Raw genomic sequence first — 11195 nt, 5'->3', positions numbered from 1 at the left:
AATAACGGATTCGAACCGTTGACAAACCATTGATTATTCAATTTTTTATCTCCTAAGAAACTTCATCAGTACAAAATCACAATAAGTACTCTTCGTTCCTCTCGTATACCTCTCTCGGTAAGCGGATGCAAAGGTAGTTGTTTTTATTTATTCTGCAACACCTAAAGCAAAAAAAAGAAATAAAAAAAGACGCCCTATAAAACAACAAACTATTAATGAATATTTTATGACAAACAAATTTATTAATAATATTAGAATCTGCTGATCTTTTTAGAATAAATAATTACTCAAATTTGCAATTTAAGTTAACGTTGAATAGATAGAACGGACTAAGTATTCTACATAAAACAAGCCTATGTTCTAAATTACAGAACAGAAATCATGTTTAATAATTCGCCTGCGAAAATAAATCCTATTCACTTGTCAAGTATCCGGGACTAGCGAATGCATCTCTTTAAAACAGATAGACTTTGTTTGTTCTTATAGTTTTCTTAAATTTGTTTTCGTTTTAATTGTACAGAATGAATAGTCTTGGCTAAGTTTAATATGTCTGGTAAATTTATGAAGTTATATCTATCTATATTCTTTGGAGTTATATTTACATTAAGCTGTTATGCACAAGGTTTGCAATTTCAGGGCAATGATAAATTAATAGAGGACCGTACTTCATATTCTGTGTTTGATAAAGAAATACCAACTTTTAAGAACAGCTTCTCCATCCGTTTCGAAATATCAATTCTGCAATTTAACAGTTTTGGCTATATATTCCGCTTAAAGGACAAAGATACCAACAAAACATATAACTTAACCTATACTTACAAAGACGACAAAAATAGTTTCTTTAAATTCAATGCAGAGGGAACAGACAATCTGATTTCCATAGAGTTGCCTAATAACATATTAGGTAACCGCCAATGGCAGACTGTTTCTGTCACTTTTCTATTGAATGACAACAACTTACTTATATCTATAAACAACAAAGAATATATAGTAAAGAATCCGGGCTTACCAAAACAGTTCCACCCTCAAATATTTTTTGGAAAAAGCGATCATATTGTTGATGTTCCCGTTTTCGCTTTACGCAATCTGGAGGTTGAAAACGACAACCGGCTACTGCGTTTTCCTCTAAAAGAAAGTGATGGCGAAAATGTACATGATTTGCAAGGAAAAGTCACAGGACATGTATCCAATCCTGTTTGGCTTATAAATACTGCGTATTATTGGAAACACCGCTACACATATAAATCGGAAACAGTAGGCGGAGTTAATTATGATGAATCCAAACAGAATATATTATTCTTTAATACCGATTCCCTCTCTTTATTCGACCTGCGAACAAACAATGTATTTATCAAAAAATATACAAACAAGCTACCTGTAGATATTCAACTCGGCACCAGTTTTGTCGATGACAAAGAAGATAAACTCTATATATATGAAGTCAATAATCTTCCGATAGGAAATACCACAGTTGCTTCACTTAATTTAGAAAACACAACATGGGAACCCGTCAGCACAACATATTTACCCATGCAACTCCACCACCATAATGGATATTATGACATGGAAAATAAAAGATATATTATTTTTGGCGGATTCGGTAATCAAAAATACAATAAGGAATTCCTTTCATTCGATATCGAAAAAAGTAAGTGGGATACCTTAACCTTCAATGGGGATAAGATTATGCCCCGTTATTTTTCCGGTATGGCTAGTTTTAAATCAAAAAATCAACTTTTCATTTTTGGCGGAATGGGAAATGAATCCGGAGATCAAACTATCGGACGCAGCTATTTGTACGACTTATTCCAGGTGGATTTGGATAGCAAAAACATTAAAAAATTATGGAATTTGTCCTGGCAACGGGAAAACATTGTTCCTACACGGAATATGATTATGCTCAACGATTCTTGTTTCTATACATTATGCTATCCTGAACACAAGCCTAATTCTTACCTGCAACTGTATCGGTTTTCAATAAAAAACGGAAATTACACAATACTAGGTGATTCAATTCCTATACTTTCTGAAAAAATACCTACAAATGCAAATTTATACTTCAACCATAAACTTAAAGAATTTTATTGTACAGTTCAGGAATTTCAGGACGACGGCTCTTCCGTTACCCGCTTCTATTCGTTATCATATCCCTCTATAAGCAAGACCGACCTGACCACATATGGGAGTTCGCAAACCGCTATAAACAAATGGTTTTGGCTTGTTGTTATTTTACTTTTAACAGGTCTATTTTCCATTCTGATTTATTATAAAAAAAGAAATAGAAAAATAACGGTTCCTGCTTCAGAGAGTGAAGGAATTTCCATTCCGGTCAAACCTAATATAGAAATAAAAGATAAAGCAAATGCTATTTATCTTTTCGGTGAATTTACCGTATACGATAAAAACGGACGGGATATTACATATATGTTCAGTGCCCGGCTCAGACAAGCATTCCTGCTCATATTGGAACATAGCCTAAAAGATGGTATTTCATCACAACAATTCAGTGAGGCTTTATGGCCCGACCGGTCTGAATTTAATGTAAAAAATCTCCGAAATGTCACACTCAATCATCTGAGAAAGATTCTCTCGGACTTAAACGGTATTGATCTGCTCTTTGATAAGGGGTATTTCAAAATTGAGCTAACCGATGATTGCTATTGCGATTGCTTCCTTTTCGAACAATTAATTCATTCGGAAAATAATATTAACAGCAACTCTCAATTAATAGAAGTCCTAATACGCGGCAAATTCCTGAAATCGTCAGATGACACGCTGCTGGATTCTTTTAAGGAAAAGATAGAAGCCCAAATCCGATCAATATTATCGATTGATATAGAGAAAGCATATGATAGTCAGGATTATATTCATACGATTCATCTCTCTGAAGTTCTGTTCATAACAGACCCTCTGAATGAAAAAGCTTTGTATTATCTGATAAACTCCTTGTATAGCCTGAAACAAACAGAAGAAGCTAAAAAGAAATATGCATTATTTGCAATTGAATATAAGAAAGAAAATAAACAAGATTTTCCTTACACATTATCTTCTATTCTAAAAAAAGATTAACTATATCGGCTCTGTCATTTTAACATCTGAATAACCGATTAATGAAAAAGTCCCGCTTATTAAGCCACTTTTAACCCGAATTTAACCCCCATTATCTTTACCAAATAATACATTTGTGAAGATTCGGAAATATCTACTCCGCAATCTTCCCAAAACAAACGAAGTATTAATTTTTTAATAAGTAATAACCTTAAATTTTTATTATCATGAGCTTTTTTGATAAAAGAAAAAATCCGGGGATGAAGATTAGTTTTTTGTTGCTTGTCTTTTTTATTGCATTTTCATGCTCTGACAAAAAAGACAATGCCGCAGATATCAATCTGGATTGTCTATATGGTCATCTATCGGATATGCAGAACATGCTGGATACAGCAAAAATAGGCACAGAAGACGGAACTTTCCCTAAGGAAAATGCAGATAACCTGTTACAAGCCATCGAAGACCTTAAAACTGGTATTTCGAAAGCTAAAGCCGGAATGTTTGTCCTGCAATTCGAAGTCGATAATTATTGTGTAGCATCGGACAAAGCTATAGCTGAATTTATGAATTCCTACCAGATGACACTGCCTGCCGGATCAGCCGGTGAATTACTTGTATTCGGTATTGATAAAAAAGGATATATCGATTTTGGAGAATCTGCGGCCTATGGCGGTTCCAACACATTTACAGTGGAGAGCTGGCTCAAGTATGATGCTAATTTCTTCGAATTTGCCATAGGTGATTTCATTGCCACATTCAGCCATGACGGTAACGGAGTGAAGCAAGGATGGATGATAAACTTTATGGGATCTAATCTTCGTATGACAATGGGTATGGGACCACAACAAGACCGGGTACTGGAATGGGGTAAAGCATATCCGGAAACTTACGGACAATGGATGCATCTGGCTGCTGTATATGATGAAAGCGCGGCAAGTGAACAACTGAAGATGTATATCAACGGTGAATTATTCTTTAGTAAAACAAATGATATATATGATGGATCAACACTACAAAAATATCAGCCAAACACCAGAAATCTGAAAATGTATGCATTTATGGAACCCGAAGATAACAATCGTTGTATGACCGGTTACATGAAAAAGTTCAGACTATGGAGTAAAGCTAAAACACAAGCGGAAATACAGACATTGATGAATTCTGATGTAACAGGTACGGAAGCTAACCTGACTTGTGCATGGGATTTTACTACTGTGCCTGCAGATAATACTAACATTACTGACAAAACAGGTAAACACACGGCTAAACTTGTCGGATCATACAAATGGAAACCTGTAGCTCAATAATCTAATATTTATAAAAAATAATTACTATGAATAGAAATGTATTCACAAAAGTATGCATATTGCTTATACTTGTCCTCTGCTGCTGTTCTACAGTAGTCTTTGCTCAAGGCAATACCATAGCAGTAAAAGGAACTGTAAAAGACCGCACGAAGGAACCTCTGCCTGGCGCCAGCATAGTCATTGAAGGAGCAACAACCGGAACACTTGCAGATATAGACGGTAACTTCGAATTAAATGTAACTGAAGGCAAAACTATAGTTGTCTCATACCTGGGTTTTATTCCTCAAAAATTTGTTATTACAAAAGCTATCAGCCTAAACATAGAACTGGAAGAAGATAGTCAGCAATTGAAAGAAACTGTTGTTTTCGGTTACGGAACAATGGAAAAGAAAGACCTTACAGGTTCTATTCAAAGTTTGGATAACAAAGAATTGATGAAAGCTATGACGGTCAATGTCACTGAAGCGCTGAATGGCCGCGTAAGTGGTGTATTGGTAAACAAAACTTCGAATCGTCCGGGTGCCGATATGAATATTCAGATACGTGGGGTAAACTCATTCAATTTCTCTAATGAGCCTCTTTTTGTTATTGACGGAGTACCATCACAGTCGGGTATGAAACATCTGAACAGTGCCGATATCGAATCTATCGATGTACTGAAAGATGCATCCTCTTCTGCGATATATGGATCGAGAGGAGCTAACGGAGTCGTTATAATAACAACTAAGGGTGCAAATAAAAAACCTGGATTCAATGTTGAATATAATGGTTCTGTCGGAGTAAAAACACCAACCCGGATACCCGATATGATAGGAAATAAAGGCAATGGTATGGAGTATGTCGATTACAGAATCGCCCTATGGAAGAAAAAATATGGAGAATCGTCATTAATGCGTCCCGATTTCCTGACAACGGATGAAAAACGCAGGATTAAATATGGTGAATACTATGACTGGCTGAGAGAACTTTCTGATGAGTCTATTGTCACTAATCATAGTATAAGTGCTTCCGGCAGTTCAGATAAAGTATCCTATACTTTTGGTTTGGGATATCTTAAGGATGACGGTATGGTAGGTAATGAAAGTTTCGAACGTATTACGGCAAACATAGGTTTGGAATATCGTATGTCGGATCGGTTCAAAATGGGAATGAACAGCTATATCTCATTCAACAAAACAAATCATGGAGCCGATGATGCTTTAGTCAATGCATACTTTTTACCGCCGATTGTCAGCCCGTATGGATACGACGGAGAATATGCTTTCAATGTACAGCCTACATCCAGTAAAATAAATCCGTTTGTACAGATTGAAAATAATAAAAAGGAAACGGAAGCGCGTTATACCAATTTCTCAGGCTTCCTTGAATTTTCTCCGATTAAGGAATTATCCCTAAAATCCCAGGTGGCTGTACAATACGACAACGATGTATATGGAGAATGGATAGGAACATACACACAATCCAAACAAGGGGTAAGCGATCCGGATGCATTCAGAAGAGAAGGAGTAAACCTTAACTATGTATGGGATAACATCGCAACCTACAACAAAACATTCAACGACATACATAAATTAAATGTAATAGGGCTCTTCAGTGCCCAGAAGGATACACATAAAGGCTCCGAAATGAAAGGTGTTGGATTGCCTTATCAGTCAGACTGGCATGCTCTTGAAACTGCAGACCAGATAACAGGAGCTAAAAGCTATTACTGGGAATCATCCATGCTTTCTGTTATGGGACGCGTAAATTACACCTTAAAAGACAGATACTTACTAACGGCCACAGGACGTTACGACGGTTCTTCCCGCTTAGCTACAGGAAACCAATGGGGTTTTATGCCTTCATTCGCTTTGGGCTGGAGACTCAGCGAAGAAGAATTTATGAAAAGTGCAGATTGGCTGAGTAACCTGAAACTACGCATAAGCTGGGGAAAAAGTGGAAATAACAATATAAACTACGACATAACAAAGAGTAAACTCGACCTCAGCAAATATACATTTGGTTCTACAGGTCAAAACGGTTTCGGACTAAGTGATACCAAAGGGAATAGCAATTTGAAATGGGAAATGATGTCGGAATGGAACTACGGCTTGGATTTTGGTTTCTTCAACAACAGAGTAAGCGCCACAGTAGATATATATAGCCGCTTAACTGAAGATCTTATATTCGCTCGCTCAGTAGCCAGCATAAACGGGTATTCTTCTATTCTCGAAAACATAGGAAGTACTACAAATAAAGGTATTGAAATCGGTTTGAATACTGTCAATATATCTACTTCTGATTTCTCATGGAGAACAAATGCAACATTCTCTCTGAATAGGAACAAGATCAAGGAACTATATGGAACAGGAGAAGATGATCTGGCAAACCGTTGGTTTATAGGACAACCTATCAGCGTAATATACGATTTCGAAAAGGTCGGTATCTGGCAGGAAGACGAAAAAGCCGAAGCAGCCAAATATGGTCAGGTTCCGGGACATATCCATGTGAAAGATTTAAATGACGACGGTGTTCTGGATGAACGGGATTATAAAATACTTGGTACCCCTTCTCCTGACTGGACAGTAGGTATAACAAATACATTTACATATAAAAACTGGGATATGTCTATATACATGTATGGCCGCTATGGAGGTATGTACGACGACGGCTTCACATATATGTTTACAGCATGGGACAATGAGCACTGGAACAAACTGGATGTAAAATACTGGACCCCTGAGAATCGTAGCAATGACTACCCTCAGGTGGGTGCCCAATCATACTACACACAGGTTTTAGGGAAAATATCTGGTTCATTCCTGAAAATCCAAAACATAACATTAGGTTATACATTACCAGGTAATATATTGAAAAAATCTGGCCTAAAGAATGCCCGTGTATATGGAGCTGTTCAGAATCCGTTCACATTTACTTCATATAAAGGTCCGGATCCTGAAACTATCGGAGAGAATGCATATACGCAATTATCTCTTTATCCAATGACATTTACCTTAGGCGTAAACATTTCATTCTAAATCGAATAACACATGAAAAAGATATTAAAAACATTAAAATACGGATTATTGGCCTGTTCAATAACCCTGGCAGGATGCTCAGATTTCCTCAATTCGGATACGCCGTCTATTATAACTGATGAATATTATAATACAAAACAAGGGCAAGAGAAACTATTGATCGACATATATTATCGCTACCGTTCAGTATTCAGTACAGGTGAAGTCCAGTATTTCGGTACAGATTTATATATGGCAATTACAGAAAACCCTGTGGAAAGAATGTTTAACGGCTATGACAAAACATTCAACTCTACTGCTCCGATAGTGGGAGGATATTGGAAAAACCTTTATAAAATAGTACAGGAATCAAATACTTTGCTAACGCGTTGTACCCCTGAAATAGCAGGCAGCGACTACGATGGCATCACTTCGCAAGGTCGGTTTCTCCGTGCACTGGGATATTATTATTTAGTAGAAACTTTCGGTGCCGTTCCTTTCTATACAACAGAAAATACAGGCATTATCACAGAAACCGAACGTACTGATGAAAAAATTATCTATAAATTTATGATAGATGAATTGGAAGCAATCAAGGGCAAACTGGATATGACCACAAAAGAACCTGGACGTCTTACTAACGCTGCCGTATTGCATCTACTTGGAAAGTTATACCTGACACGCGCCTACAAGTCCTATGCAGAAGCTACAGACTTTTCCAAAGCGGCTTCCACTCTGGATGAATTGATTGAAGCCACATCTCAGCCATATAGTCTTTTAGCAAATTATGGCGATGTATATGACGAAAATAACCAGAACAACTCGGAAGTAATCTGGGCTATTCAATATGGTTCTGATAAGAATTATATAGGCAATGGCAACTCTCAACAAAGCCAATTCGGGTTTAATATCACAGCCTTGGAACCCGATATGTTTACAAAAGTTCAGGCCGATTATTCATCCATGAGCCGTTATTACTGGGTAATACCTAAAGTACATGAACTATTTACCGACCCGGTTGCCGATACCAGATATGATGCTACATTCAAACGCCGGTTCTTAATCAACAATCCGGCTAATGCCAAATTCGGTGATTTGGGAATCTATTTCCCTCGCTGGAATGACAATTCAGGAATGGATGAAGGAGCAGTGAAATACTATCCGTTCAAGTCAGGCAGCGACTACAACTGGTATCCTCAGTCAACAGCTTTACCGATTCTGGCAAATGCTATCGACCGTATGCCCATGATTCAGAAATTTAAAGACACAAAGATAGATTGGGGCAATCCGGGTTCGAGAGAAGATGTAGTCTTTCGCTTATCAGACACATACCTGCTTGCAGCAGAAGCTTATTTAGGGGCTGGTAATTCTTCTCTTGCACTGGAACGTATAAACTCGATCCGAAAAAGAGCAGCTAAAGATGAAAACACGTATGAGCAACAAATGAAATTAAATTCTTTAAACATTAATACAATAATGGATGAAAGAGCACGGGAATTACTAGGTGACCATGACAGATGGTTCGACCTGAAACGTACAAATACACTACTTACCCGTGTGAAAGAATACAATCCGTTCGTAGCGGCATACGATAACCTAAATGAAAACCATCTGGTCAGACCTATCCCTCAGGATGAAATAAACAAAATAAAAGGGCTCGGTCAAAATACAGGATATTAAAAAAACACTAAAATATGACAACAATGAAAATCAAATATATTATTCTGGGGCTATTATGTAGCCTGGGAGCAAGCAGTTGTGACGATTATTCTTCTCCTACAAAGAACATGGGGCTAAATGAAGAAAACAATGTTAGCCTCTATATGGATCAGTATGACCCGGTTGCAAATGTAGGGCAATATACTTTCCCCGAAATGACTACCAAACCCAAGAAATACTGGAATTGCGTGGAGGTATTGAACGTTGGCAGCCGTAACGAGCTTGGATGGACAGAAGAGATCAGGGGCCTTCAGTACCACCTGTTATGCCAGTCTATGGCCGGCCTAACCAATCGGGCTGTAGATGAAGGAAAAAGTGAGGTTGGCTTTTGGATGCACGATCATGGTGGCAGGGAATCTTATAAGTTGTCCGTAGAGGCCCTGAAGAATATGGGTATCAGCGAGCAAGGTATGCAAAGTGGATTAGAACTGGCAAAAAACAATTATGGACCCTCTGATGGTGTAAATATACAGCTTAAAGATTACTTTGACGGATATGTTTTAACCGATGTAGAAAACAATCCTGAAAGTAATATCGTTGCTTCCGTTGCATCCCACGTCTACAATTCAATTATAGTAGATATCAGGGACAAAGCCAGCTTCGAAGCAGCAGGCTATACGATGAAATACGATGCACGTAATAAAACGACTGCAGATGCATGGCGCGAATTTAAAGATAAATGTAATAAAAAAGCGTTGGTAGTTATGCCTGTACAAACCGGTGAACTTCGTGACTTCGCCATCAAAAACAATTTGTTTGTACTAAATATCAACAAACAGAAGGAAGACCCTTCATCAGGGCAAAACCTGGATATATTTGCTGAAGTATTAAACTGGCTGGAGCCCGGAGCACCTATATTCGGGTGGGAACAGGGTGTTGATGAAGCATTATTTGTAAACAGGGCATCAAAAACAGGACATACATGGGTACCTAGCGATTGGATATACAATATGCCTCTGACCTCTTTATTATACAAGAGCCGTCAAACGGCTACATTAGCCAAAGTGGAAAATCCTCAGTTTATTAACTATGATTTGAAAAAGAATTTTGTCTCATTCTACTTATCTGATGGCGATAATATCCAATGGATGATGAATAATTTTGTCGGGGAATTCTATCAGAATACCGATGCAAATGATATGAAGATGGGATTCGGACTACCTGTGGGTAATCTGGCAATGACCGCACCTGCACAATTCACCAATATTATAAATCAGCAAAAGCCTAATTACACCTTAATTGAGGCTCTGGGCGGAGGCTATTTATATGCCGATAATTTTGGTGTTGATAATAATAGGAGTGAGAGATTAGCGGAAATCGCTAAGAGTGTTGCAGCAAGTATGCGTCAACATCGTGTTAAAGTACTAGGTCTTATTGCTCAGGATGTTAAATCAGCTGCAGCAAAAGAAGGTTTTCAGGCTTATGTAGATGCAAATGATCAGTTGGAAGGAATTGTAGCGATTCAATACTCTCCTTATGCCGGTGGTGAAGGTGAAATTATATGGATAACCAATAAAAAAGGATACGACATTCCCGTTATCACAGTAAAATACTCCTTATGGAATTTTGGAAATCGCAATACGACTCGCGAAGGTACTCCTGCATATGTGGCAAACAGATTGAAAGAAGAAGCCAAAGACGAAACATTCTCACTTATTTCCGTCCACGCATGGAGTAAATTTAAGGACATAGGAAACTCGAATGACGAATTAGCCGAAAATACGAATGGAGATAAAAATGGAGCAAGTGCTGCTAAATTATGCATGAATCATCTGGATGACAACTTTCAGGTAGTAAGCGTACAGGAAATGATATGGCGGGTGCGAATGCATTACAGAACAGATCAGACCAAGAAGTACCTGAGTGAAATATTCTAATTAACGAAGAACTGTTATCCCTCCTGATAACAGTTCTTCCTATTAACAATATAAAGGAAAATAACAAAAATGAAAAAGATCCTCTTTTTATTATTGTGCGCTTTGAGCATTCTCACGTCAACAGCTCAGGATTATATGCCTGTGGACTATGTTAACCCATTAGTAGGCACACAATCTAAGCATTCTCTATCCACGGGCAACACCTATCCGGCCATTGCCATGCCGTGGGGAATGAACTTCTGGATGCC

The 11195-nt window shown here is 37.8% G+C and carries 5 protein-coding genes; all 5 read left to right on the top strand.

Annotated elements, in window-relative coordinates; all coding sequences use genetic code 11:
- The first annotated feature begins 561 nt into the window (after nucleotides 1-561).
- A complete protein-coding gene (locus tag B3317_RS02995) occupies nucleotides 562-3069 on the top strand; it encodes a Kelch repeat-containing protein (protein ID WP_291108500.1) in 2508 nt (835 codons plus the stop codon).
- A 239-nt stretch (nucleotides 3070-3308) separates the two neighbouring features.
- Nucleotides 3309-4355, top strand: coding sequence for a LamG domain-containing protein (locus B3317_RS02990; protein ID WP_291108498.1), 1047 nt, complete (start codon nucleotides 3309-3311; stop codon nucleotides 4353-4355).
- Nucleotides 4356-4381: 26 nt separating this feature from the next.
- The gene (locus B3317_RS02985) at nucleotides 4382-7372 is read left to right on the top strand and encodes a SusC/RagA family TonB-linked outer membrane protein (RefSeq protein ID WP_291108496.1); all 2991 of its coding nucleotides are present in this window, start codon (nucleotides 4382-4384) and stop codon (nucleotides 7370-7372) included.
- A 12-nt stretch (nucleotides 7373-7384) separates the two neighbouring features.
- Nucleotides 7385-9031, top strand: coding sequence for a RagB/SusD family nutrient uptake outer membrane protein (locus B3317_RS02980; RefSeq protein ID WP_291108494.1), 1647 nt, complete (start codon nucleotides 7385-7387; stop codon nucleotides 9029-9031).
- Between the two features lie 23 nt (nucleotides 9032-9054).
- Nucleotides 9055-10947: a GxGYxYP domain-containing protein gene (locus B3317_RS02975; protein WP_291108492.1), complete on the top strand. Its 1893-nt coding sequence runs from the start codon at nucleotides 9055-9057 to the stop codon at nucleotides 10945-10947.
- The last annotated feature ends 248 nt before the right edge of the window (nucleotides 10948-11195 follow it).

The sequence above is a fragment of the Dysgonomonas sp. UBA7710 genome (assembly GCF_002482385.1).
GTDB lineage: Bacteria > Bacteroidota > Bacteroidia > Bacteroidales > Dysgonomonadaceae > Dysgonomonas.
The sequence above is the reverse complement of the archived record's forward strand: the minus strand, read 5'-3'. Positions and strand labels throughout refer to the sequence as shown.

Coding starts and splice junctions, on each gene's coding strand:
- B3317_RS02995 (WP_291108500.1), top strand. CDS start 562: ATGAAGTTATATCTATCTATATTCTTTGGAGTTATATTTACATTAAGC.
- B3317_RS02990 (WP_291108498.1), top strand. CDS start 3,309: ATGAAGATTAGTTTTTTGTTGCTTGTCTTTTTTATTGCATTTTCATGC.
- B3317_RS02985 (WP_291108496.1), top strand. CDS start 4,382: ATGAATAGAAATGTATTCACAAAAGTATGCATATTGCTTATACTTGTC.
- B3317_RS02980 (WP_291108494.1), top strand. CDS start 7,385: ATGAAAAAGATATTAAAAACATTAAAATACGGATTATTGGCCTGTTCA.
- B3317_RS02975 (WP_291108492.1), top strand. CDS start 9,055: ATGAAAATCAAATATATTATTCTGGGGCTATTATGTAGCCTGGGAGCA.